Source organism: Streptomyces sp. NBC_01260, from assembly GCF_036226405.1.
Lineage (GTDB): Bacteria > Actinomycetota > Actinomycetes > Streptomycetales > Streptomycetaceae > Streptomyces > Streptomyces laculatispora.
Genome location: NZ_CP108464.1, coordinates 3,306,618 through 3,330,239, shown reverse-complemented (window position 1 = coordinate 3,330,239; position 23,622 = coordinate 3,306,618). Strand labels below are relative to the sequence as shown.

Genomic DNA, 23,622 nt, shown 5'->3' with positions numbered 1-23,622 from the left:
AAGCAGCGGGTCATCAGGGGGATGACCCGCTGTGACTCGCTCAAGCTCGCTCCAATGCCGCACCCTTCAGGTACTCGGCGACGGCCCGGTGGTCCCCGGCCGGGGCGATGAGGCCCACGTGGTTGTCCGGGCGGATCAGTACGAGTACGTCCTCGTCCGGCGCGATGCCGTACGCCGAGCGGGCCCGGCCGTCGTCGTCGGACAGCCCGCCGTGCGCTGTGCCTCCGGCCGAGCCGTATGCCCCGTCCACCGCGTGCGCCCGCAGTTCGTCGCCGTGGGCCGCAGCCGCCTCCCGCAGGGCCCGTGCGGTGCCCGCGCCGAAGCCGAGCAGGGTGAAGTGCGGTCCGGCGAAGGTCTCGAACAGCCGGCGGGGCGCACCCGTGGCCGCGTCGCGGCAGGGTGCGTCCGGCGCGCGGTCGCCCGCGCGCAGCCGGGCGGTGCCGCCCGCGGGGGCCAGGGAGCTCCAGCGGTAGCCGTCCCCCAGGCCGTAGGTCTGCGGGGTGATCGCCGAGTCCAGACCGCCGCCCGGCTCCTTGATCGCCTCCAGCGTGGCCCGCAGCCGCTCCGCGGTGATGTCCAGGGTTCGGGCGGCGATCGGCAGCCGCTCCTCCTCGTACGTGTCGAGCAGCTCCGGTGCCGCCCGGCCGGTGGCGACCCGGGCGAGCTTCCAGCCCAGGTTGTACGCGTCCTGGATGCCGGTGTTCATGCCCAGCCCGCCCGCGATGGCGTGCACGTGCGCGGCGTCACCGGCCAGGAACACCCGGCCCACCCGGTAGCGGTCCGCCATGCGCTCGTTGACCCGGTAGGCGGAGAGCAGGGTGGCCTGCGAGAGATGGCCGCCGGGGAGTCCGGAGTGCTTGGCGAAGAGCCGCTGGAAGCTCTCCAGCGACGGGGGTACGGGGCGGCCGGCGGCGTCCTTCTCGGGGGCGGCCTGGAACCACCAGCCCGACCGGGTGCCGGGGATCGGGCAGAGCATCACGCCGCCGTCCTCGTCGAACCACTGGTGCCAGATGCCGCGGTCCGGCCCCTCCGCCTCGACGTCTCCGCAGACCATCGACTGCTCCTCGTCCGTCTTCCCCTCGAACGGGACGCCGAGCAGTTTGCGCACCGCGCTGTGGCCGCCGTCGCAGCCCACCGCGTACCGGGACTCGATCTCCCGGCCATCTGCCAGGGACGCCGTCACGGAGTCGTCGCCCTGGGCCAGCCCCACCAGTTCGGCGCCGAGTTCGACCCGTACGCCGTACTCCGCGAGCCGGGCGCGCAGGATCTCCTCCAGCCGCCACTGGGCGATCAGCCAGGGCCGGTCGTAGGGGGCGTCCGGCATCGGGCGCGCCGCCGCGAACGGGTCGGCGTCGGCGATGACTTCCCCGCCGCGGTACTTGCGCATCGGCAGCGGCGCCGATCCGGCGGCCAGCACCTGCTCGACGACACCGAGGTCCTCCAGGACCTCCAGGGAACGCGGGTTGGGGCCCTTGGCCCGGGAACTGCGCGGGAACTGCGGGGACTTGTCGATGATCCGTACGCCGATGTCCCGCCGGGCCAGATCGACGGCCAGGGTCAGGCCGGTCGGTCCGGATCCTGCGATCAGCACGGTGGTCGGGGGCTTGGGCATGCGCACTCCTCGGTTGCCGGTTCCCTTGGACTCCATGGAAACGCAACCGAGTTAAAAAAGCAACTGGGTCAATAGTTGTGGGTGTGGGTCAGGGTGTCGGGGTCGTCACCGCGGAAGAGGAAGCGGAATCGTCCGCGGCGGGCTTGGCCGACTTCGCCGCGGCCTGTCGCGCGGCCAGTGCCTGCATCCTCGTGCGCCGTGACGTCCGCAGCGCGTCCCAGGTCAGCAGTGTGAGCGCGAGCCAGACCAGGGCGAAGCCGGCCCACCGCTCGGGCGGCATCGCCTCGTGGAAGTACACGATTCCCAGGATGAACTGGAAGACCGGTGCCAGGTACTGGAGCAGGCCGAGCGTGGAGAGCGGTACGCGGATCGCCGCGGCCCCGAACAGGATCAGCGGCCCGGCCGTCACCACCCCCGTCGAGGCGAGCAGCGCCACGTGACCGGCGCCCCCGGAGAGGAACGTCGACTCGCCCCGCGCGCCCAGCCACAGCAGATAGCCGAGCGCGGGCACGAACACGACCGCGGTCTCGGCCGCGAGCGACTCCAGGCCGCCCATGTTGACCTTCTTCTTCATCAGGCCGTACGTCGCGAAGGAGAACGCCAGGATCAGCGAGATCCACGGCGGCTGCCCGTAACCGATCGCCAGGACGAGCACCGAGGCGGCGCCGGTGCCGACCGCCACCCACTGCACGGGGCGCAGCCGTTCGCCCAGGAGCAGGACGCCCATGGCGATGGTGACCAGCGGATTGATGAAGTAGCCGAGGGAGGCCTCGACGACGTGGCCGTGGTTCACCGACCAGATGTACAGGCCCCAGTTGATGCTGATCACGATCGCGGCGACGGTGATCAGCGCCAGCTTCCGCGGCTGCCGCAGCAGTTCGCCGATCCAGGACCAGCGGCGCAGCACGAGGAGTGCGATGCCGACGACGCCGAGGGACCAGACCATGCGGTGGGCGAGGATCTCGACCGCACCGGACGGCTTCAGCAGTGGCCAGAAGAGCGGGACCAGACCCCACAGTCCGTAGGCGGCGAATCCGGACAGGAGCCCGGCCCGCTGTTCATTTGTCCCCTTCACGGGCCCTCCTGGCAGATGTGCGTCGACGCTTCGTCAGCCAGACGAAGGTAGCGCCGACCGGGCCCGGTGTCATTGCCGTATCGCCAGACGGTCATGACACCGGGTCCCGGGGCCCTGTCGCGCACCCCTGCCGCGGGCTCCCGCAGGCGCTCCTTCCGTCTACTGGGCGGCGACCGCTGCCGCGACGGTCTCGGCGAGCGGGGTCGTCGGGCGGCCGATCAGCCGGGCCAGGTCGCCGCTGGTGCCGGCGAGCAGTCCCCGCCGGATCGCCTCGTCCACGTCCACCAGGATCGCGGCGAAGTCCGCGGGCAGACCGGCGCCGACCAGGATCTCCTGGTGCGCGGCGGCCGGGACGTCGTTGTGGGCGATCTCCTTGCCGGACGCCTTGGCGACCTCGGCGGCGTACTCCGTGAGCGACCAGGCGACATCGCCGCTCAGCTCGTAGGCCTTGCCCAGGTGGCCCTCACCGGTCAGTACGGCGGCGGCCGCGGCCGCGTAGTCGGCGCGGGTGGCGGAGGCGACCCTGCCGTCGCCCGCGTTGGCCGCCACGGCGCCGTGGGCCAGGACGGGGGCCAGATTGGCCGTGTAGTTCTCGGTGTACCAGCCGTTGCGCAGGAAGGTGTACGGCAGGCCGGAGCCGAGGATCAGCTGCTCGGTCACCTTGTGCTCGGCGGCCAGCAGGAAGTCCGCGTCGGGACCGCCCAGGACGCCGGTGTACGCGAGCTGCGCCACGCCCGCCGCCTTGGCCGCGTCGATGACGGCGGTGTGCTGCCGGACCCGGCTGCCGACCTCGCTGCCGGAGATCAGCAGGACCCGGTCGCCGGCCCGGAAGGCCCCGGTCAGGGTCTCCGGCCGGTCGTAGTCGGCGATCCGGAGCTCGACGCCGCGGGCGGCGAGGCCGGCGGCCTTTTCCTTGTCGCGGACGACGGCGGCGATCTTGTCGGCGGGCGTGGTGGTCAGCAGCTGGTCGATGACGAGGCGGCCGAGCTCTCCGGTGGCTCCGGTGACGACGATGCTCATGGGGTTTTGCTCCTCTTTAGGTGCTCATGTTCTGTTCGTGCGTTCTGTTACTCACCTTAGGGGTGGCACTAACCAAAAGAAAGTACGCACTTTGAAGTAAGGTACTGGTATGGGAGTAAGGAACGTGGAAGCCGATCCGGAGCAGCGGCCCGATGTGCGGCAGGCGGACGTGCGGCGGCCGATGTGTCCTTCGCGGGTGGTGCTCGAACACGTCACCAGCCGCTGGGGGGTCCTGGTGCTCGCCGCCCTGCTGGAGCGCTCGTACCGCTTCAGCGAGCTGCGCCGCGAGGTCGGTGGGGTCAGCGAGAAGATGCTGTCGCAGACGCTCCGGACGCTGGAGCGCGACGGCTTCGTGGACCGGGACGCCAAGCCGGTCATCCCGCCCCGGGTGGACTACACGCTCACCGCGATGGGCCGGGAGGCCGCCGAGCAGGTGTGGGGCCTGGCGCGCTGGTCGGAACGGCACCTGGACGCGGTGGACGCGGCGCGCACGGCGTACGACGCGAGCGGCCGGGCCGGTTCGGTCTGATTCGGGCAGAGCCGGTCCGGGTCGGGCAGAGCGGGGCGGGCCGAGCCGTGTGGGGCGGGGTCACTGCGGCCGGGACCGAGGCCGCTCCTCCATCGCCCGCAGCGCCCGCGAGACGTCGAACGGCAGGATCGTCACCACCACGTGCGGCAGCTGCGTCAGCGTCTTGCCCATCTTCTCGCCCGTGCCCCGGTGCAGCAGCTTCCCGAGCGCGTTGGTGTACATGCGCCGGGGCACCAGGACCGTCAGCCAGGTCTCCCCGTCCTCGGTGCTGCGGTACGCGAGCTCCTTCATCGCGTGGCGCAGCCGCCGGTCCGGGCAGTTCACCAGCTCCAGCGGGACGGCGGTGGCGGACGTCGCCGCCCAGCGGGCGGCCAGCCGCCTGGCGTACGCCTCGTCGATCGAGAAGTGCACCGCACGGATCTCGTCGGGGCGCAGCTCATGGGCGTACCGCAGGGCCATCAGCGTCGCCAGGTCGAGCGTCTCGACCAGGACCAGGACCAGATGGCGCCGGTAGACCGCCCGGTCCGCGCCCGGGGCCTGGATGCCCTGGAGCGCGGCGGCCTCGCGCCGGTACTCGCGGTTGATCCGCGTCAGCGTCCACACCCCGAGCGGGAAGACCACCACGACCAGCCAGGCGCCCTCGGTGAACTTGGTGACCGCGAAGATCAGCACGACGGCGGCCGAGGTGACCGCGGCGAGCGCGTTGATCGTGATCTTCGTTCTGCGGTATCGGTCCTGGCGTCTCAGGTGGTAGACGGTGAGGCCGGCCCCCGCCATGGTGAACGCGGTGAACACGCCGATCGCGTACAGCGCCACCAGCTTGTCCACGCTGGCGCCGGTCGCCAGCAGCAGCGCCAGTGAGACGACGGTCAGCGCGATGATGCCGTTGGAGAACGCGAGGCGGTGCCCGCGTCGGGTCAGCACCCGCGGCAGGAACCGGTCCTCGGCGACGAAGCTGGCCAGGTAGGGGAAGCCGGTGAACGGGGTGTTGGCACCCGTGTAGAGGACCAGCGCGGTCGCCAGCTGCACGAAGACCAGCCCGACCGTGCCGAGGACCCCGCCGCCGAAGGCGAGATGGGCCTCCTGCGCGATGACGGTCGGCGTGCCGTCCGTGTACGGGACGGCATGGGTGAAGTGCGCCAGCGTGGAGACACCGAGTACGAGGATGCCGAGGATCACGCTCATGGTGATGAGGGTGCGGCGCGCGTTGCGGCCCTGGGGCTCTCGGAACGCGGAGATGCCGTTGGAGATCGCTTCGAGCCCGGTGAGGGACGAACCGCCGTTGGCGAACGAGCGCAGCACGATGAAGAGCGAGGCGCCGTAGAGCCAGCCTTCGCCCGGGGTGCCGAGCGGCACGACCCCGGCCGCGTGCAGATCGGCGTGCGGCAGTCCGCCGGTGAGCCCGCGCAGCGCGGAGACGACCAGGATCAGGCCGACGGCGGCCATGAAGAGGTAGGCGGGCAGCGCGAAGAGCCGGCCCGCCTCACGGACCCCGCGCAGATTCCCGTACGCGAGAATCACGATCACGGCGACGGAGACCGGGAGCTGGAGATGGTCCAGGCCGGTGAAGTTGTCGCCGGCCAGATGGGCGAGCGAGATGAGGGCGTTGGTGCCGGCCGACACCTGCACGGCGACGGTGACGATGTAGTCGACGAGCAGCGCCACCGCGGCGATCTGCGCGACGTTCGGCCCGAAGTTCTCCCGGGCGACGACGTACGACCCGCCCGCCCGGGTGTAGATCGTCACCACATCGCTGTAACAGAGCGTCAGCAGCAGCAGCACCAGCAGGATCGCGAAGGTCACCGGCATGATCAGCGTGAAGGCGGCGGCGCCGACGACGGGCACGAGGACCCGGAGCATCTCCTCGGAGCCGTACGCGGACGAGCTGATGCAGTCGGAGGCGAGCACACCCAGCGCCGTCCGGTTGTTCAGCTTCTCGTCGCTGATGCGCTCGGTGGTCAGCGGTTTGCCGAGCAGTTGTCGTTTGATGCGGTACGCCGGGCGGTCCAGGGTCATGGCCACATGGTGCGCGGATGCCGGCCGGAGCCCGGTCCGCAATCGCCGGACGCCCGGAAAGTCAGCCCGTTCGGCGAGTGACGCGGCCCCCGGGAGAACACTCCCGGGGGCCGCGTCACTCGCCGGACAGGGCGGACGGCGATATGTCGCCGCCGCCCTAGCCGACCACTGTCCAGTTGTCGTTGCCCGCGAGCAGCGCGCCCAGGTCGCCCTTGCCGTCCCGCTCGACGGCGCTGTCCAGCTGTTCGGCCATCTGCGTGTCGTAGACCGGCCGTTCGACGCTGCGCAGCACCCCGATCGGGGTGTGGTGCAGGGTGTCCGGGTCGGCGAGCCGGGACAGCGCGAACGCGGTGTTCGGGTTGGCGGCGTGCGCGTCGTGGACGAGGATCTGCGAGCGGTTCTCCTCGGTGACCGCGACCACCGACAGATCACCCGTCCGCGGGTCCCGTACGACACCCTTGGAGCTGTCGGTGCCGAAGAGGATCGGCTGCCCGTGCTCCAGCCGGATCACGGCCTCCTGGGCCTGCTCCCGGTCCTTGAGGACCTCGAACGCGCCGTCGTTGAAGATGTTGCAGTTCTGGTAGATCTCCACCAGCGCCGTGCCGGGATGGTCGGCCGCCGCGCGCAGCACGCTCGTGAGGTGCTTGCGGTCGGAGTCGACCGTGCGGGCGACGAAGGACGCCTCCGCGCCGATGGCCAGCGACACCGGGTTGAAGGGGGAGTCCAGCGATCCCATCGGCGTCGACTTGGTGATCTTCCCGACCTCGGAGGTGGGGGAGTACTGGCCCTTGGTGAGCCCGTAGATCCGGTTGTTGAAGAGCAGGATCTTCAGGTTGACGTTGCGGCGCAGGGCGTGGATGAGGTGGTTGCCGCCGATGGACAGCGCGTCGCCGTCACCGGTGACCACCCAGACGCTCAGGTCCCGCCGGGAGGAGGCGAGTCCGGTGGCGATGGCCGGGGCGCGGCCGTGGATCGAGTGCATCCCGTAGGTGTTCATGTAGTACGGGAAACGGGAGGAGCAGCCGATGCCGGAGACGAAGACGATGTTCTCCTTCGCCAGACCCAGCTCGGGCATGAAGCCCTGCACGGCGGCGAGGACCGCGTAGTCGCCGCAGCCCGGGCACCAGCGCACTTCCTGGTCGGACTTGAAGTCCTTCATCGACTGCCTGGCCTCGGACTTCGGCACCAGCTGAAGGAGTTCGTTGGTCCCGGCCTCGGATCCGGCCTCGGTCCCGGGCTGGAGGAGCTCATTGGTCTCAGGCATCGATGGCCTCCTTGAGGGCCGTCGCGAGCTGCTCGGCCTTGAACGGCATGCCGTTGACCTGGTTGTAACTGTGCGCGTCCACCAGGTACTTGGCCCGGATGAGCGTGGCCAGCTGCCCGAGGTTCATCTCCGGGACGACCACCTTGTCGTAACGCTTCAGCACCTCGCCGAGATTCCGCGGGAACGGATTGATATGGCGCAGATGTGCCTGGGCGATGGGTTGTCCGGCGGCGCGCAGCCGGCGGACGGCGGCGGTGATGGGGCCGTAGGTGGAGCCCCAGCCCAGGACCAGCGTCCGGGCCTGAGCGGGGTCGTCGACCTCCACGTCCGGGACCTCGATGCCGTCGATCTTGGCCTGCCGGGTGCGGACCATCAACTCGTGGTTGGCGGGGTCGTAGGAGATGTTGCCGGTGCCGTCCTGCTTCTCGATGCCGCCGATGCGGTGTTCGAGGCCGGGGGTGCCGGGCACGGCCCAGGGGCGGGCCAGGGTCTGCGGGTCGCGCTTGTACGGCCAGAAGACCTCGGTGCCGTCCGCCAGCTCGTGGTTCGGGCCGCCGGCGAACTGGACGCGCAGGTCCGGAAGCCGGTCGACCTCCGGGATGCGCCAGGGCTCGGAGCCGTTGGCCAGGTAGCCGTCGGAGAGGAGGAAGACCGGGGTGCGGTAGGTCAGGGCGATCCGGGCGGCGTCGAGCGCCGCGTCGAAGCAGTCCGCCGGGGTCCTGGGGGCGACGATGGGGACCGGGGCCTCGCCGTTGCGCCCGTACATCGCCTGGAGCAGGTCGGCCTGCTCGGTCTTGGTGGGCAGACCGGTGGACGGGCCGCCGCGCTGGATGTCGATGATCAGCAGCGGCAGTTCGAGGGAGACGGCGAGGCCGATGGTCTCCGACTTCAGCGCCACCCCCGGCCCCGACGTGGTCGTCACCCCGAGCGCACCGCCGAACGCGGCGCCCAGCGCGGCGCCGATGCCCGCGATCTCGTCCTCGGCCTGGAAGGTGCGTACGCCGAAGTTCTTGTGCTTCGACAGCTCGTGCAGGATGTCGGAGGCCGGGGTGATGGGGTACGAGCCCAGATAGACCGGCAGGTCCGCCAGCCGGCCCGCGGCGATCAGCCCGTAGGACAGCGCGAGGTTCCCCGAGATATTGCGGTACGTGCCGGTGGGGAAGGCCTGGGTGGCCGGGGCCACCTCGTAGCTGACCGCGAAGTCCTCGGTGGTCTCCCCGAAGTTCCAGCCGGCCCGGAACGCGGCCACGTTCGCCTCGGCGATCTGCGGCTTCTTGGCGAACTTGGCCCGCAGGAAGCTCTCGGTTCCCTCGGTCGGCCGGTGGTACATCCAGGACAGCAGCCCGAGCGCGAACATGTTCTTGGAGCGCTCGGCCTCCTTGCGGGGGAGCCCGAACTCCTTCAGCGCCTCGATGGTGAGGGTGGTCAGCGGCACCGGGTGGACGTTGTACGCCTCCAGCGAGCCGTCCTCCAGCGGACTGGTCCGATACCCGACCTTGGCCATCGGGCGCTTGGTGAACTCATCGGTGTTCACGATGATTTCGGCGCCGCGCGGCACATCGTCGATATTCGCCCTGAGCGCGGCCGGGTTCATCGCGACGAGCACGTTGGGCGCGTCGCCGGGGGTCAGGATGTCATGGTCGGCGAAATGCAGCTGGAACGACGACACGCCCGGCAGGGTGCCTGCGGGGGCCCGGATCTCGGCGGGGAAGTTCGGCAGGGTGGAGAGGTCGTTCCCGAAGGAAGCGGTCTCCGAGGTGAACCGGTCTCCCGTGAGCTGCATACCGTCACCGGAGTCACCCGCGAAACGGATGATCACCCGGTCCAGACGGCGGATCTCTTTGTCCCCGTCGCCTGCTGCGGACTGGGAGGCACGCTGTCCCCCCACGAGCGCCTCACTGGCCTCATCGGCCTGTTCGGCTTGGCTACTGACCTGGCTGGTCACTTACTGGACCTCCCTCGGCGCGGCGGCTCGGAACCATCCGGCCCGCCGGCGGTCCCAGGGCCACCCTACGTGTGTAAGGGTCGCCTTCCTCTGGTCGATCACATGGTGGACGGCATTTTGAGACGCATTTCGGCGCTGTTCCGTCATGATTCATCAGCCGCCCGGCTCCTCGTCGGACCCTCGCTGGGGAGGGGGTGGAGCGAGTCGCCGGCTTCCCCGTCCGGACGTCGCCGGGAGCGCCCGGCAACTATCTGACAGAGTGTCAGATAGTTGGCCGCGGCATCAGGAGTTCAGATAGGTCAGCACGGCCAGCACCCGCCGGTGGTCGCCGTCACTGGGGGAGAGCCCGAGCTTCTGGAAGATGTTGCTGACGTGCTTCTCCACCGCGCCGTCGCTCACCACCAGCTGCTTCGCCACCGCCGAGTTCGTCCGCCCCTCCGCCATCAGGCCGAGGACCTCGCGCTCACGGGGCGTCAGTCCGGCCAGCACGTCCTGCTTACGGCTCCGGCCCAGCAGCTGCGCCACCACCTCGGGGTCCAGCGCCGTACCGCCCTGTGCCACCCGGACCACCGCGTCCACGAACTCCCGGACCTCGGCGACCCGGTCCTTCAGCAGGTACCCCACCCCCCGGCTGGAGCCGGCCAGCAGCTCGGTGGCGTACTGCTCCTCCACGTACTGCGAAAGGACCAGCACCCCGATCCCGGGGTACTCCTTGCGCAGCCGCACCGCGGCCCGCACACCCTCGTCGGTGTGGGTCGGCGGCATCCGCACGTCGGCGACCACCACATCGGGCAGCGCGTCCTGCGCGGCGAGCTCGCCCACCGTCTTGATCAGCGCCTCCGCGTCCCCGACCCCCGCTACGACGTCATGACCGAGATCGGTCAGCAGCCGGGTGAGTCCCTCCCGGAGCAGTACCGAATCCTCGGCGATGACTACGCGCACCCTGTCCTCCACCACGACTTCTCTTCCCCCACTGTTCGCTGTTCCCCGGCCGTATGCCGTTCAGCATCCCAGCATTCCAGCATCGGCGGTGACGCCGCGAACGTTCGAAGGGTTGCGTCGCCGCGCGGGGTGCGCAGAGCCCGGCCGCCGGGCGGGCCCGGTATCCGGGTCCGCCCGGCGGCCGGGCAGGGCGAGAGGGAGGGGCTTGGGCGGGGAGAGGAGAGGTCAGCCGCGCCAGGGCAGTTCGGCCGTGACCTTTGTCGGGCCGCCCACCGGGGACTCGACGAGCAGGATTCCGTCCACCGCGCCCAGCCGCTCGGTCAGACCGGCGAGACCGCTGCCCGACGTCAGGTCGGCGCCGCCGCGCCCGTTGTCGGTGACCTGGAGCATCAGCCGGTCCGCGGTCCGCCACACGTCGACGGACGCGCGGGTGGCGTGGGCGTGCTTGCTGACGTTCTGGAGCAGCTCGGACACGGTGAAGTAGGCGATGCCCTCGATGGCCTGCGCGGGCCGGGACGCCAGGTCGACCTCGACCGTGACGGGGACGGTGCAGCGGGAGGCGATGGCGGAGAGCGCGGCGTCCAGGCCGCGGTCGGTGAGGACGGCGGGGTGGATGCCCCGGGCCAGGTCGCGCAGTTCCTGGAGGGCGACCTTGACCTCGCCGTGGGCCTCGTCGACCATCCGCGCCGCGGCCTCGGGGTCGTCGGTCAGCTTCTCCTTGGCCAGGCCCAGATCCATGGCGAGGGCGACGAGGCGGGCCTGGGCACCGTCGTGGAGATCGCGTTCGATGCGGCGCAGGTCGGCGGCGGCGGTGTCGACGACCACGCCCCGGTCCGACTCCAGCTCCGTGACCCGCGTCGCCAGCCGGGACGGACCCAGCAGCCCGGCCACCATCACCCGGTCCACGGAGGTGAGAGCGCGGATGATCCACGGGGTGATCAGGACGAGCGCCAGCCCGATGGCGCTGGACGCCGCCAGGTCGAGGGGGGAGTCCGCGTAGACCTCGTGGCCCGCGTCCCCGTACAGCTGAATGCCACTGCTTCCCAGGTGCGTCGGGAAGACCCAGTGCCACAGCGGGTAGGTGAACGCCGCCCAGCTCAGCGACCAGAAGGTCAGCGACACGCAGAAGGCGAAGACCGCCCACGGGAAGTGCAGCACCGAGTAGAGCAGGTGCCGCCAGGACACCCCGCTCTTCAGGACCGCCCCGATCCAGGACATCAGGCCGCCGGTCCTGCCCCGTACCGGCGCGGGAGCGGGCACGTACAGCTTCAGCAGCCCACGGGCCCTGGCCCGCTCCATCGCGCCGAAGCCGCGGCACACGGACAGCCCGGCGGCCAGGACGGGAACCCCCAGGAAGGTGATGAGCAGGCCGGCACTCAACGACGTCATGGCGACGGAGAAGGAGAACAGCACGACGCTGATCGGCAGGCTCAGCAGCAGATAGGCGAACTCGCGCCAGGTCCGGCCCTCGACTGGGGCGCGCAGCCAGGCCGGGAAGAAGTGCCTCTCCCCAGGGTGGTCGAAGGAGCCGGTTCCCGGTCGATCATCGCCCCGCGTGCCGGGTCCGTATGTCGTGGCCATGGGTTCCGTCCGTTTCTTCTGCGTCTGTGAGGCCGGTTCTGCCTGCTGTGTGTACGACAAAGTGTGCTGTCCCGCCGAGCCGCCCACCATGAGGGCGGTATCCCTCTTCGGCCGGGGGTTTTCCCCACCCCGCCGCGCGGCAGCGATCCTCGCCGCCGCGCGGCGGCGGCTCTCAGCGCCCCTTGGCCGCGGCGGGCCGGCCCGTACGGGCCCCGGCCGCGCCCTTCCCGTCCTCCCGGTCGCGCCAGGGCAGCTCCGCGGTGACCGTCGTCGGGCCGCCGGGCGGGGAGTCGAGGACGAACAGACCGTCGACGGCGCCCAGCCGCTCGGCCAGCCCCGACATCCCCGTACCGCCGTCCATCGAGGCCCCGCCCCGTCCGTCGTCGGTGACCTGGATCAGCAGCCGGTCCGCCGTCCGCCACACATCGACGGACGCCGTACGCGCCCCGCTGTGCTTGCTGACGTTCTGGAGCAGCTCGGACACGGTGAAGTACGCGATGCCCTCGATGGCCTGCGCCGGCCGGCCCGGCAGATCCACCCCCACCGTGACGGGGACGGTGCAGCGGGAGGCGATGGCGGAGAGCGCGGCGTCCAGGCCGCGGTCGGTGAGGACGGCGGGGTGGATGCCCCGGGCGAGATCACGGAGCTCCTGGAGGGCGACCTTGACCTCGCCGTGGGCCTCGTCGACCATCCGCGCCGCGGCCTCGGGGTCGTCGGTCAGCTTCTCCTTGGCCAGGCCGAGCCCCATGGCGAGGGCGACGAGGCGGGCCTGGGCGCCGTCGTGGAGATCGCGTTCGATGCGGCGCAGGTCGGCGGCGGCGGTGTCGACGACCACGCCCCGGTCCGACTCCAGCTCCGCGACCCGGCGTTCCAACTCGTCGGAGGGCGAAAGCAGCCCGCGCACCATGCCCCGGTCGGCGTTGGACAGGAACCGCGCCGTATAGGGGAGCACCGGCCACAGGACGAAGAGGCTCACGAACACCACCACGAAGGTGAGCACGCCCCACGGCAGCCGGATGAAGGAGTACAGCACCGCGCGCCAGCCCACCGGGTCCCTCAGACTCGACCACAGCCAGGAGAAGAACCCCTCCTCCCGGCGGACCGGAGCCATCGCGCTCGGCTCGTCGATCCGCAGCCCGAGCAGACTCCGCGCCCGGCCCCGCTCGGCCCGGCCGAGCAGCCGTGAACCCTGCAGCCCGGCTGCCAGCAGGGGCAGGCCGACCACCGTGACCGCCAGCCCCACGCCGATGCCGATCATGAGCACCGTGTAGATGAACCCGACGACCGCCAGCGGGAAATTGGCGAGGAGATGCGCGATCTCCTTCCAGGTGCACACGTCGAGGGCGGAGCGGACGGGCGGCGGCCGGTCGTTGTCGGGTACCTGGGGGCTCATGGTCATATGCCCAGCCTGCCGGGTGGGGCACCCGGACGCCATGGGGCTCATGGGTGGCGATGAAGTAGGGATAACCCCACCCGTTGCCCGACGCGGCTGCTTACCGTTCCTTTACAGGGCCTAGACTCCCGTGCGTACAGATCGTCGAACAGGTTTGAGGGAGCGAGGGGCGGACGTGGCGGACGTTGCGGACCTGCCGGGACCGACCGTTCTCGCGTCGGAGTACTTCCACAGCTACTCGGTCGTCGGACTGCTCGCCGTGGTCGGGGTGCTGTTCGTCGCCGTCGCCTTCGGAACCGGCCGGCTGATGCGTCCCGTGGTCCCGACGCCGGAGAAACTCCTCACGTACGAGTGCGGCGTGGACCCCGTGGGGGAGGGCTGGGCCCACACCCAGGTCCGCTACTACGTGTACGCCTTCCTGTACGTGATCTTCGCCGTCGACTCGATCTTCCTGTTCCCGTGGGCGACCGTCTTCGCCGCGCCCGGATACGGCGCGACGACGCTGGTGGAAATGTTCATCTTCCTCGGTTTCCTGGCCGTGGGACTGCTCTACGCATGGAAGAAGGGCGTCCTCGAATGGACGTGACGAGCCCGTCGTCAGCCGGTCAGCCACAGCCACAGCCGCAGTCGGGACCGGAGCCGGGTCCCGAGCCCGTACCCACGTTCCTTCCCGAGCCGAAGCGGCTGGGCGTGCTGTCCCGGCTCGCGCCCGAGCCGATGAAGGTGGTCCTCAACTGGGGCCGCCGCTACAGCCTCTGGGTCTTCAACTTCGGACTCGCCTGCTGCGCCATCGAGTTCATCGCCGCCTCCATGGCGCGCCACGACTTCATCCGGCTCGGCGTGATCCCGTTCGCCCCGGGCCCCCGCCAGGCCGACCTCATGATCGTCTCCGGCACGGTGACGGACAAGATGGCTCCGGCGGTCAAGCGGCTGTACGAGCAGATGCCCGAGCCCAAGTACGTCATCTCCTTCGGCGCCTGCTCCAACTGCGGCGGCCCGTACTGGGATTCGTACTCGGTGACGAAGGGCGTCGACCAGATCATCCCGGTCGACGTCTACGTTCCCGGCTGCCCGCCCCGGCCCGAAGCCCTGCTCCAGGGAATCCTCAAGCTCCAGGAGAAGATCGCGCGCGAGTCGCTGGGCGAGCGCTACGCGACGGGCGGGGCCCGTCCCTCCATCGCCGCGCTGCGCAGTGCACTGGTCGCCGCACCGCAGGCACCGTCCGTGCCGGACGCCTCCGGGGAGGAGCGGAAGTGACCGCCGCCGAGAGCTACGACCGGCTGCCGGACGCCGTGACCGAGATCTTCGGCGAGGACGCCACGGCGGAGCAGGCGTACGACCTGCTGACCGTCGACGTGCCGCCCGCCTCCTGGATCGCCGCCCTGGAAACGGCGCGTGACGGGCTCGGCTGCACCTATTTCGACTGGCTCAGCGCCGTCGACGAACCGGGCACCGGCTTCCGGGTCTGCGCCCATCTCGCCGCGCTGCCCGACCGCTCCGGACCGGGTCCGGCGGTCCGGCGGCTGCTGGTCCGCACGACCGTTCCGCACGAGGCGGCCGTGCTGCCCAGCGCGATCGGCGTCTTCGCGGGGGCGGCCTGGCACGAGCGCGAGACGCACGAGATGTTCGGCATCGGCTTCGACGGCCACCCGCACCTGGTCCCCCTGCTGCTGCCCGAGGGCTTCGAGGGCCACCCCCTGCGCAAGGACTTCGTCCTGGCGGCCCGCGTGGCCAAGGCCTGGCCGGGCGCCAAGGAGCCGGGCGAGTCGGAGCACGGCGGCCCCAAGCGCCGCACGATGCTGCCGCCCGGTGTCCCCGACCCGAACGAATGGGGCCCGCTGAAGGGCCAGCTCCCGCCTGCCCCCGCCCGCCCCACCCGGACGGCGAGGCCCGCGGGCGACCGCCCGGCCCGCCGCACCCGCAGCGCGAGCGACGGCTCGGCGGGACAGCAGCCGGTCGTGGCGCCGACGACGGGCGCGGATGGTGCTGGCGGCGTGGACGCCGGTGCTGCCGGTACGGAGCCGACGCGCCGTACCGGGCCGCCGCGTCGCACCCGCACGGCGTCCCAGGGCTCGGCCTCCCAGCAGCCGCCGGTGGGCGGTGCGACCGGAGGCGATGCGACCGGCGCCGGGGCGGCTTCGGACCAGGCGGCCGGGGGCGAGGCGCCTTCGGGCCCGGCTCCGACCGCGGACGCGCCGTGGCACAACGCCCGCCCGGCCTTCGACGACTCACCGGACCCGGACGCCGGTCCCTCGGACACGGCCGCACCCCCGACTCCGGAACCGCCCGCCGAGCAGCCCACCGGGCAACCCTCCGAGCAGCCCTCCGACGCGGCAGACACCCCCGAGGCCCCCAAGGCCCCCCGCACCCCCGAAACTCCCGAACCCCCCGCCGGAGGCGATACCGAGTGAACGACGTACTGGACGTCGCCCTCCGCCTCGTCATCGTGTTCGCGGTGTTCATGGTCGTCCCCCTCGTCGTGGGCCAGGCCGAACACAAGGTGATGGCCCACATGCAGGGCCGCCTGGGCCCCATGTACGCCGGCGGCTTCCACGGCTGGGCCCAGCTCATCGCGGACGGCGTGAAGTTCGTACAGAAGGAAGACATCGTCCCGGCCGAGGCCGACCGCCGCGTCTTCCAGATCGCCCCCGCCGTCGCGCTGCTCCCGTACCTCCTCGTGCTCGTCGTCATCCCGATCGGACCCGGCGAGGGCGCGGTCGGCCAGGTCATCGACGCGGGCATCTTCTTCGTGCTCGCCGTGATGGGCATCGGCGTGCTCGGCTCGCTCATGGCGGGCTGGGCATCGGCCAACAAGTTCTCGCTGCTCGGCGGCATCCGTACCGCCGCGCAGCTGCTCGCGTACGAGCTGCCGATGTTGCTGGCCGCCGCCTCGGTGGCGATGGCGGCCGGCACGGTCTCGCTGCCCGGCATCCTCGATGCCTTCGAGTGGTGGTGGCTGCCGTGGCAGATCATCGGCGCCCTGGTCTTCTTCGTGGCCGGGCTCGCCGAACTCCAGCGCCCGCCGTTCGACATGCCGGTCGCGGACTCGGAGATCATCTTCGGTGCGTACACCGAGTACACCGGCCTCCGCTTCGCCCTGTTCCTGCTCGCCGAGTACGCGGGCATCGTCGTGCTGTGCGCACTGACCACCGTCCTCTTCCTCGGCGGCTGGCACGGCCCGCTGGGCGCCGACGGACTGGGCTGGGTCTGGACGCTCCTGAAGGTCGCCGTCCTCGCCTTCGTCGTGATCTGGCTGCGCGTGAGCTATCCCCGTCTCCGCGAGGACCAGCTGCAGAAACTCGCCTGGACCACGCTCATCCCGCTCGCTCTCGCGCAGATCGCGCTCACCGGCATCGTGAAGGTGGCGATCAACTAGTGCCCCCGATCCCTGGCGCAGGACTGGCCAAGGGCCTCGCCGTCACCCTGCGGACGATGACGAAGAAGACCGTCACCGCCCAGTACCCGGACGTGCAGCCCGAACTGCCTCCCCGCTCCCGCGGCGTCATCGCGCTGTTCGAGGAGAACTGCACGGTCTGCATGCTCTGCGCCCGTGAGTGCCCCGACTGGTGCATCTACATCGACTCCCACAAGGAGACGGTGCCCGCCGCGGCCCCGGGCGGACGCGAGCGGAGCCGCAATGTGCTGGACCGCTTCGCCATCGACTTCTCGCTCTGCATGTACTGCGGGATCTGCATCGAGGTGTGCCCGTTCGACGCGCTCTTCTGGTCGCCGGAGTTCGAGTACGCGGAGACCGACATCCTCGAACTCACCCACGAGCGCGACAAGCTCCGCGACTGGATGTGGACGGTGCCGGAGCCGCCGGCGCTCGATCCGGCGGCCGAGGAGCCGAAGGAGATCGCCGCCGCCCGCAAGACGGCGGAGAAGCTCCGGACCCAGCGCGAGCAGGAGGCCGCCGCCGCGGCCACCCCACCTGCCCCGACGGACCCTGCCCCGACTGATCCTCTCCCGACCGATCCCACCTCGACGGATGAGGAGGGCCAGACGTGATCACCGCAGCCGCAACCGCCGCCACCCTCGGCGCCGCCTCCGGCCCCGTCATCACCGTCAACGAGAGCCACCCCGGCTTCCTCTCCCCGACCGGTATCGAGATCGCCTTCGTCCTGGTCGGGATCGCCACCCTCGGCGCGGCCCTCGTCACCGTCACGACCAGGCAGCTGGTGCACGCGGCCCTCTGGCTGATCGTGGCGCTCGGCGGCCTCGCCGTCGAGTACCTCCTGCTCACGGCCGAGTTCATCGCCTGGGTGCAGGTACTGATCTACGTCGGTTCCGTCGTCGTCCTCCTGCTGTTCGGCCTGATGCTCACCAGGGCCCCCATCGGCCGCTCACCGGACGCCGATTCGGAGAACCGCTGGGCCGCCCTCGCGGTGGCCGTCGCCGCCGCCGGCACCCTCGTCTGGGTCGTCGTGGACGCCTTCCGCACCACCTGGATCGAGCTGGACGGCCCGGCCCAGGGGTCCACCGAAGCCACCGGCGCCTTCCTCTTCCGGCACTGGGTGCTCCCCTTCGAAGCGCTCTCCGTTCTCCTGCTCGCCGCCCTCGTCGGCGCGATCGTCCTGTCCCGCAAGGGCCGAGAGGACAAGAGCTGATGCACCTCGCCTATCCCGCCGTGCTCGCCGTCCTCCTCTTCTGCACCGGGCTCTACGGAGTGCTCGCGCGCCGCAACGCGATCCTGGTCCTGATGTCCGTCGAGCTGATGCTCAACGCCGTCAACCTCAACCTGGTCGCCTTCGACGTCTGGCTCCGCGACGCCCTGCACTCCGGCCAGGCCCTCACCCTGTTCACCATCGCCATCGCGGCGGCGGAGATCGGTATCGGTCTGGCCATCGTCCTCGCCGTGTACCGCAACCGCGGCAGCTCCGACGTCGACCGCCTCCGCGACACCGCCGAGACCGACGAGGCCGAGACGGTCCCGGACGGCGACGACAGCGACGACGGCGACGGCACAGCCACTGCCTCCGGCACCGGCACCGGCACCGGCACCGAAGACCAGGCCACTGCTTCGGCAGGGAAGGCAAAGAAGGCAGAGGCCACCCCGTGACCACCACGACCCTCGCCGTCCTCGTCCCCCTCCTCCCGTTCCTGGGAGCTGCGGCCGGACTCCTGCTCGGACGCAGCGCGCCGGGCTTCGTCCGCCCGCTCGCGGTACTGCCCTCCCTCGCCTCCCTCGTCATCGCGGCCGTCGTCGCGGCCCGCCAGGGCGGCGGCCGGGCCATCGACGCCTCGACCCAGCTCACCCCCACCGGCTCGGTCCCGGTCGACCTCGCCCTGCACCTCGACGGCTTCGCGGTCCTGGTCGCGGTCCTGGTCGCCCTCGTGGCGAGCTGCGTGCAGATCTACTCGACCGCCTACCTGCGCGACGACCCCCGCTACCCCTCCTACGCGGCTCTCGTCTCCCTCTTCACCTCCGCGATGCTGCTCGTCGTCTACTCCGGCGACCTGATGGTGCTCCTGGTCGGCTGGGAGATCATGGGCATCTGCTCGTACTTCCTGGTCGGCCACTACTGGGAGACGCCCGAGGCCCGCGCGGCCTCCCTCAAGGCCTTCCTGGTCACCAAGCTCGGCGACGTTCCCTTCCTCATCGGCCTGTTCGCCCTCGCCGCCGACACGGGCACCTTCCGCATCACCGGCATCCTGGGTTCCGTCGCCCACGGTGGCCTCGACCACCCCACCGCGATCGCCCTGCTGCTCCTCGCCGGTGTCGCGGGCAAGTCCGCGCAGTTCCCCCTGCACACCTGGCTGCCCGACGCGATGGCCGGACCCACCCCCGTCTCCGCGCTGATCCACGCCGCGACGATGGTCGCCGCCGGCATCTACTTCGTGGCCCGGCTGCTCCCCGTCTTCGCCGCTTCGGGCGCCGCCCTCGTCGTCCTCGCCGTCATGGCCGCCGTCACGATGATCGGCTCCGGATTCGCCGCCCTCGCCCAGGACGACATCAAGCGCGTCCTCGCCTACTCCACGATCGGCCAGCTCGGCTACATGTCCGGCGCCCTGGCCGTCGGCGACCGGGGCGCCGCCGTCTTCCACCTCCTCTCGCACGGTGCGTTCAAAGCCGTCCTCTTCCTCGCCGCGGGCGTCGTCATCCACGCCGCCGGCACCAACTCGCTGGCCGCCATGTCCCGCATGGGCGGCCTGGCCAAGCGCATCCCCGACGCCTACTGGACGATGACCGTCGCGCTCCTCGCGCTGGCCGCCATCCCGCCGTTCGCCGGCTTCTTCTCCAAGGAAGCCGTCCTCGTCGCCGCCGAGCACACCGCCCTCGGCGACCGCCACGTCGCCCCGGCCGCCGCCGGCTGGACCGTCCTCGTCGCCGGGCTCCTGGCCGCCGTCCTCACCGCCGCGTACGCCACCCGTCTCTGGCTGCTCGCCTTCCGGGGCCGCGGCGCAGAGGTCCCCGACCACGGCAGGCAGCCGGTCGCCATGACCTCGGTCCTCTGGGTCCTGGCCGTCCCCACCATCGCCTTCGGACTCACCGTCGGCGTGATCGGCGACTGGTTCGACGGCCACAGCCTCACCCCGTCGCTGACCACCGCCGTCCTCTCCACCGGCGTCGGCCTCGTCGGCGGCCTGGTCACCTACGGGGCCTGGCGCCACACCACGGCACTGGCCGCCCGGACCCCCATGGGTTCCGTCGTCGCCCACCCCGAAGCGGAACCCGCCCTCGTCGAGGTCGAGGCCATGGAGAGTCACACCGCCGCCTACGGAGACGCCGGTGACGCACCCGACCCGGCCGACCCCGGCCGGCTGCTGCTCGGCCCGCTCCACCGCCACGCGGCCGCCGGCTTCCACCTGGACGCCGTCTACGCGGCGCTGTTCGTCCGCCCCGCCCAGGCCGCGGCGAGCCTCGTCCGCTTCCTGGACCGCGAGGTCGTCGACACCTACGTACGCGGCTCCGCCACCGGCGCACGCTGGCTCGGCACCGCCGTCCGCCGTGCCCAGACCGGCAATGTGCAGACCTACCTCAGCGCACTGCTCGCCGGTTCCCTGGTCCTGGCGGTCGCCGCCGTCGTCTTCGCCAACGTCAACGCCGGGTCGTGAGCCGTGTTCGATATCAGCCCATCCGTGATGCAGTTCCTTCTGGCGTTCATCGTCGTCGTCCCGCTCCTCGGAGCCGTCGCGGCCCTGCTCCCGGCCCCGCCCGGACTGAAGGGCAGGAACCCCGACCAGGCCGTGCTCCGCCACGGGGTGACCGTCACCGGCGTGATCCTCATCGCCGCGATCGTGCTGGCCGTCGGCTTCGACCACGACCACCCGTCGAAGATGCAGGCCACCACCGACATCAGCTGGATCCCGGCGCTCGGCGTCCGCATCCATCTCGGCATCGACGGCATCTCGCTCCCCCTCCTCGTACTGACCGCGCTGCTGACCTTCCTCTGCGCGCTCCACAGCTACTTCAAGCTGCCCGCGGGCCCCTCCCCGAAGGCGTTCGTCGCACTGATCCTCGTCCTGGAGTCCGGCACCCTCGCGACCTTCGCCGTCCTCGATCTGCTGCTGTTCTTCCTGGCGTTCGAGATGGTGCTCATCCCGATGTACTTCCTCATCGCCCGCTGGGGCGGTGCGCAGAAGCAGGCGGCCGCCTGGAAGTTCATCCTCTACACACTGCTCGGCTCGGTCGTCATGCTGCTGGGCCTGCTCCTCATCGGACTGAAGAGCGGCACCTTCGACATGGTGGCACTCGCCACTGACAACGGCCGCGGCCTCACCTCGTCCGTGCAGGTCATCGCCGTTCTCGCGATCGGGATCGGACTCGCGGTCAAGACTCCGATGTGGCCGCTGCACAGCTGGCTCCCGGACGCCCACACGGCCGCCCCCACGGTCGGCTCGGTCCTGCTCGCGGGCGTCCTGCTGAAGATGGGCACGTACGGATTCGTCCGGATCCTGCTCCCGATCGCCCCCGACGGCATGCACACCTTCGCGCCGTACCTCGCCGCCTTCGCGGTCGCCGGCATCATCTACGGATCGCTCGCCTGCCTGGCCCTCGTCCGGCCCGGCGCCAAGGGCGACCTGAAGCGCCTGATCGCGTACTCCTCCGTCGGCCACATGGGCTTCGTACTCCTCGGCATCGCGAGCATGACCCCCACCGGCGTCAACGGCGCGCTCTTCGCCAACATCGCCCACGGGCTCATCACCGGCCTGCTGTTCTTCCTGGTCGGCGCGGTCAAGGACCGGTACGGCACCGCCGACCTCGACACCCTCTCCGGCGCCACCGGCGCCGCGCTCTACGGCAGCGCGCCCCGCCTCGGCGGCCTCCTCGCGTTCACCGCGATCGCCTCCCTGGGCCTGCCCGGCCTCGCCGGGTTCTGGGGCGAGATGCTCGCGCTGTTCGGCGCCTTCGACCCGGCCGACGGCCTGAGCCGGCCCGCCTTCCTGACCTTCATGTCGGTCGCCGCGTTCGGCACCCTGCTCACCGCCGCGTACATGCTCATCCTGGTACGCCGTGTCTGCATGGGCGCCAAGCCCGAGGTACCGCGCCGCATCCCCGACATCCAGCACCACGAGTTCGCCGCCTGGACCCCCCTCGCCGCCCTCACCGTCCTGGCCGGACTGTGGCCCGCCGTCCTCCTCGGCCTCACCGACCCGGCCGTGCAGAAGCTCCTCGCAGGAGGCAAGTCGTGACCACAGCGGCCGAGAGCACCACCAGCCTCGTCCAGTCCGTCGACTGGCTCGCCATCGCGCCCCCGGTCACCGTCGCGGCCGTCGCCCTCGTCGTCCTGGTCGCCGACCTCTTCGTACCCCGGGCACGCAAACCGCTCCTCGGCTACGGGGCCGTCGCCGGACTCGTCGCCGCCCTCGCCCTCCTCATCCCGCTGCGCGACGGCGACCGCTCCACCTTCTGCCTCACCACCGGCACCCGCGCCTGCAGCTACACCGCCGACCACTTCGCCCTCATCATCCAGGTCCTCGTACTCGGCGGAGCCCTGCTCACCGCGCTGCTCTCGATCGGCGACACCCGCAAGCTCCCGGCCGGCGAGTTCTGGTTCCTGCTGCTGTCCTCCGCCGCGGGCGCCGCGCTGCTGCCCGCGGCCCGCGACCTCGCCACCCTCGTCGTCGCCCTCGAAGTCGCCTCGCTGCCCGCGTTCGCCCTCGTCGGCATCAAGCGCGGCGACCGGCGCTCCTCCGAGGCCGCGCTGAAGTTCTTCCTGTCCTCCGTCGTCGCGACCACCGTGATGCTCCTCGGCGTCAGCTTCGTCTACGCGGCGACCGGCACCCTCCACCTCACGGAGATCGCCGGCCGCCTCGACGACGTCCCCGGACAGCTCTCCGTCCTCGCCCAGGCGGGCGTCGCCCTCACCCTCGTCGGCTTCGCCTTCAAGACGGCCGCCGCGCCCTTCCACTTCTGGGTGCCCGACACCTACGTCGGCGCACCCCTGCCGATCGCCGCCTACCTCTCGGTCGTCGGCAAGGCGGTCGGCTTCTCCGGCCTCATCCTCGTCACCGTGGTCGCGTTCCCCTCCTACGCGGACGTCTGGGGCCCCGCCCTCGCCGTCCTCGCCGCGCTCACCATGACCATCGGCAACGTCGCCGCGCTGCGCCAGAGCGCCACCCGCGCCCGCAGCGCCGTACGCCTCCTCGCCTGGTCGTCCGTCGCCCAGGCCGGCTACCTCCTGGTGCCGATCGCCGCAGCCGCGTACGCCGGGGACCGGCAGATCGGCTCCACCGTCGCGTACGCCCTGATGTACGCCGTCGTGAACCTCGGCGCCTTCGCGGTGGCCGCCCTGGTCGCCCGCACCCACCCGCACAACCGCATCGCCGACTACCGCAACCTCTACGCCACCCGCCCCCTGGCCGCCCTCACGATGGGCTTCTTCCTGCTCTGCCTGGCCGGACTGCCACCGGGCATCATCGGCCTCTTCGCCAAGGTCACCGTCTTCTCCTCGGCCGTCGACGCCGGACTCGGCTGGCTCGCCGTCGTCATGGCCGTCAACGTCGTGATCGCGCTCTACTACTACCTCCAGTGGACCGCCGCCCTGTTCCGCGGTCCCGCGGAAGACGGTACGGAGCAGCCGCGGCCCACCACCCGGCACCGGACCCCGGCCCCGCTGACCGCCGCGATCGTCCTCACCGCCGCTGCCGGTATCGCCCTCTCGGGCGCTCCCCAGACCGTCCTCAGGTTCGCCGCCGTCAACCTGTTCTGACACCAGTTCCGGCGGCTGTTCCGACGCTTGTTCCGACGGCTTCAAGATCGGCTTGCCCCCGGCAGCCCGCACAGGGCAGGGTCATGCCCGC

The 23,622-nt window shown here is 71.2% G+C and carries 20 protein-coding genes; 11 read left to right on the top strand and 9 right to left on the bottom strand.

Annotated elements, in window-relative coordinates; all coding sequences use genetic code 11:
- Positions 1 to 40: 40 nt before the first annotated feature.
- The 3 genes from OG322_RS14490 to OG322_RS14480 form a co-directional block, all read right to left on the bottom strand.
- Positions 41 to 1,612 carry an FAD-dependent monooxygenase gene (locus OG322_RS14490; protein ID WP_123461006.1) on the bottom strand — a complete coding sequence of 524 codons (1,572 nt, stop codon included), beginning with the start codon at positions 1,610 to 1,612 and terminating at the stop codon, positions 41 to 43.
- Between the two features lie 88 nt (positions 1,613 to 1,700).
- Positions 1,701 to 2,687, bottom strand: a complete 987-nt coding sequence (rarD, locus tag OG322_RS14485) for an EamA family transporter RarD (protein ID WP_123461007.1) — start codon at positions 2,685 to 2,687, stop codon at positions 1,701 to 1,703.
- 159 nt (positions 2,688 to 2,846) lie between these two features.
- The gene (locus OG322_RS14480; RefSeq protein WP_329306510.1) at positions 2,847 to 3,707 is read right to left on the bottom strand and encodes an SDR family oxidoreductase; all 861 of its coding nucleotides are present in this window, start codon (positions 3,705 to 3,707) and stop codon (positions 2,847 to 2,849) included.
- A gap of 109 nt (positions 3,708 to 3,816) precedes the next feature.
- Between OG322_RS14480 and OG322_RS14475 the strand changes: the two genes are divergently transcribed.
- Entirely contained in the window at positions 3,817 to 4,236 is a 420-nt protein-coding gene (locus OG322_RS14475; RefSeq protein ID WP_405699928.1) for a winged helix-turn-helix transcriptional regulator, read from the top strand.
- 60 nt (positions 4,237 to 4,296) lie between these two features.
- Here OG322_RS14475 and OG322_RS14470 read toward each other — a convergent pair whose 3' ends face one another.
- The 6 genes from OG322_RS14470 to OG322_RS14445 form a co-directional block, all read right to left on the bottom strand.
- A complete protein-coding gene (locus OG322_RS14470) occupies positions 4,297 to 6,252 on the bottom strand; it encodes an APC family permease (protein WP_123461010.1) in 1,956 nt (651 codons plus the stop codon).
- Between the two features lie 157 nt (positions 6,253 to 6,409).
- Entirely contained in the window at positions 6,410 to 7,516 is a 1,107-nt protein-coding gene (locus OG322_RS14465; protein ID WP_185095361.1) for a 2-oxoacid:ferredoxin oxidoreductase subunit beta, read from the bottom strand.
- Entirely contained in the window at positions 7,509 to 9,461 is a 1,953-nt protein-coding gene (locus OG322_RS14460) for a 2-oxoacid:acceptor oxidoreductase subunit alpha (RefSeq protein ID WP_329306509.1), read from the bottom strand. The genes OG322_RS14465 and OG322_RS14460 overlap by 8 nt, the downstream gene beginning before the upstream one ends.
- Positions 9,462 to 9,743: 282 nt before the next feature.
- Positions 9,744 to 10,403, bottom strand: a complete 660-nt coding sequence (locus OG322_RS14455; RefSeq protein ID WP_123462356.1) for a response regulator transcription factor — start codon at positions 10,401 to 10,403, stop codon at positions 9,744 to 9,746.
- Positions 10,404 to 10,628: 225 nt separating this feature from the next.
- Positions 10,629 to 11,984, bottom strand: a complete 1,356-nt coding sequence (locus OG322_RS14450) for a sensor histidine kinase (RefSeq protein WP_123461012.1) — start codon at positions 11,982 to 11,984, stop codon at positions 10,629 to 10,631.
- Between the two features lie 172 nt (positions 11,985 to 12,156).
- Complete coding sequence (locus OG322_RS14445; RefSeq protein ID WP_123461013.1) at positions 12,157 to 13,383, bottom strand: sensor histidine kinase; 1,227 nt, start codon at positions 13,381 to 13,383, stop codon at positions 12,157 to 12,159.
- Between the two features lie 169 nt (positions 13,384 to 13,552).
- On the opposite strand from OG322_RS14445, the gene OG322_RS14440 reads away from it, so the two are divergent.
- Genes OG322_RS14440 through OG322_RS14395 form a run of 10 tightly spaced genes read left to right on the top strand, consistent with a single transcriptional unit; the run spans position 13,553 to position 23,531 of the window.
- Positions 13,553 to 13,963, top strand: a complete 411-nt coding sequence (locus tag OG322_RS14440; RefSeq protein WP_123461014.1) for an NADH-quinone oxidoreductase subunit A — start codon at positions 13,553 to 13,555, stop codon at positions 13,961 to 13,963.
- Positions 13,954 to 14,634, top strand: coding sequence for an NADH-quinone oxidoreductase subunit B (locus tag OG322_RS14435; RefSeq protein ID WP_329306508.1), 681 nt, complete (start codon positions 13,954 to 13,956; stop codon positions 14,632 to 14,634). Before OG322_RS14440 ends, OG322_RS14435 begins: the two co-directional genes overlap by 10 nt.
- Positions 14,631 to 15,788 carry an NADH-quinone oxidoreductase subunit C gene (locus OG322_RS14430; protein WP_266411219.1) on the top strand — a complete coding sequence of 386 codons (1,158 nt, stop codon included), beginning with the start codon at positions 14,631 to 14,633 and terminating at the stop codon, positions 15,786 to 15,788. Before OG322_RS14435 ends, OG322_RS14430 begins: the two co-directional genes overlap by 4 nt.
- Positions 15,785 to 16,753, top strand: coding sequence for a complex I subunit 1/NuoH family protein (locus OG322_RS14425; protein WP_123461017.1), 969 nt, complete (start codon positions 15,785 to 15,787; stop codon positions 16,751 to 16,753). The genes OG322_RS14430 and OG322_RS14425 overlap by 4 nt, the downstream gene beginning before the upstream one ends.
- Entirely contained in the window at positions 16,753 to 17,385 is a 633-nt protein-coding gene (locus OG322_RS14420; protein ID WP_123461018.1) for a NuoI/complex I 23 kDa subunit family protein, read from the top strand. Before OG322_RS14425 ends, OG322_RS14420 begins: the two co-directional genes overlap by 1 nt.
- Before the next feature lie 50 nt (positions 17,386 to 17,435).
- Positions 17,436 to 17,984 (top strand): NADH-quinone oxidoreductase subunit J family protein, encoded by a 549-nt coding sequence (locus OG322_RS14415; RefSeq protein WP_123462358.1) that lies wholly within the window; start codon positions 17,436 to 17,438, stop codon positions 17,982 to 17,984.
- Positions 17,984 to 18,436: an NADH-quinone oxidoreductase subunit NuoK gene (nuoK, locus tag OG322_RS14410; RefSeq protein WP_329306507.1), complete on the top strand. Its 453-nt coding sequence runs from the start codon at positions 17,984 to 17,986 to the stop codon at positions 18,434 to 18,436. The genes OG322_RS14415 and nuoK overlap by 1 nt, the downstream gene beginning before the upstream one ends.
- Positions 18,433 to 20,433 carry an NADH-quinone oxidoreductase subunit 5 family protein gene (locus tag OG322_RS14405; RefSeq protein WP_266411216.1) on the top strand — a complete coding sequence of 667 codons (2,001 nt, stop codon included), beginning with the start codon at positions 18,433 to 18,435 and terminating at the stop codon, positions 20,431 to 20,433. Before nuoK ends, OG322_RS14405 begins: the two co-directional genes overlap by 4 nt.
- 27 nt (positions 20,434 to 20,460) lie before the next feature.
- On the top strand, positions 20,461 to 22,011 hold the full coding sequence (locus OG322_RS14400) for a complex I subunit 4 family protein (RefSeq protein ID WP_266413125.1): 1,551 nt from the start codon (positions 20,461 to 20,463) through the stop codon (positions 22,009 to 22,011).
- Positions 22,008 to 23,531, top strand: a complete 1,524-nt coding sequence (locus OG322_RS14395; protein WP_123461022.1) for an NADH-quinone oxidoreductase subunit N — start codon at positions 22,008 to 22,010, stop codon at positions 23,529 to 23,531. Before OG322_RS14400 ends, OG322_RS14395 begins: the two co-directional genes overlap by 4 nt.
- Positions 23,532 to 23,622: the final 91 nt, after the last annotated feature.

Coding starts and splice junctions, on each gene's coding strand:
- OG322_RS14490 (WP_123461006.1), bottom strand. CDS start 1,612: ATGCCCAAGCCCCCGACCACCGTGCTGATCGCAGGATCCGGACCGACC.
- OG322_RS14480 (WP_329306510.1), bottom strand. CDS start 3,707: ATGAGCATCGTCGTCACCGGAGCCACCGGAGAGCTCGGCCGCCTCGTC.
- OG322_RS14475 (WP_405699928.1), top strand. CDS start 3,817: ATGGGAGTAAGGAACGTGGAAGCCGATCCGGAGCAGCGGCCCGATGTG.
- OG322_RS14470 (WP_123461010.1), bottom strand. CDS start 6,252: ATGACCCTGGACCGCCCGGCGTACCGCATCAAACGACAACTGCTCGGC.
- OG322_RS14465 (WP_185095361.1), bottom strand. CDS start 7,516: ATGCCTGAGACCAATGAGCTCCTCCAGCCCGGGACCGAGGCCGGATCC.
- OG322_RS14450 (WP_123461012.1), bottom strand. CDS start 11,984: ATGGCCACGACATACGGACCCGGCACGCGGGGCGATGATCGACCGGGA.
- OG322_RS14445 (WP_123461013.1), bottom strand. CDS start 13,383: ATGACCATGAGCCCCCAGGTACCCGACAACGACCGGCCGCCGCCCGTC.
- OG322_RS14435 (WP_329306508.1), top strand. CDS start 13,954: ATGGACGTGACGAGCCCGTCGTCAGCCGGTCAGCCACAGCCACAGCCG.
- nuoK (WP_329306507.1), top strand. CDS start 17,984: ATGCACCTCGCCTATCCCGCCGTGCTCGCCGTCCTCCTCTTCTGCACC.
- OG322_RS14400 (WP_266413125.1), top strand. CDS start 20,461: ATGCAGTTCCTTCTGGCGTTCATCGTCGTCGTCCCGCTCCTCGGAGCC.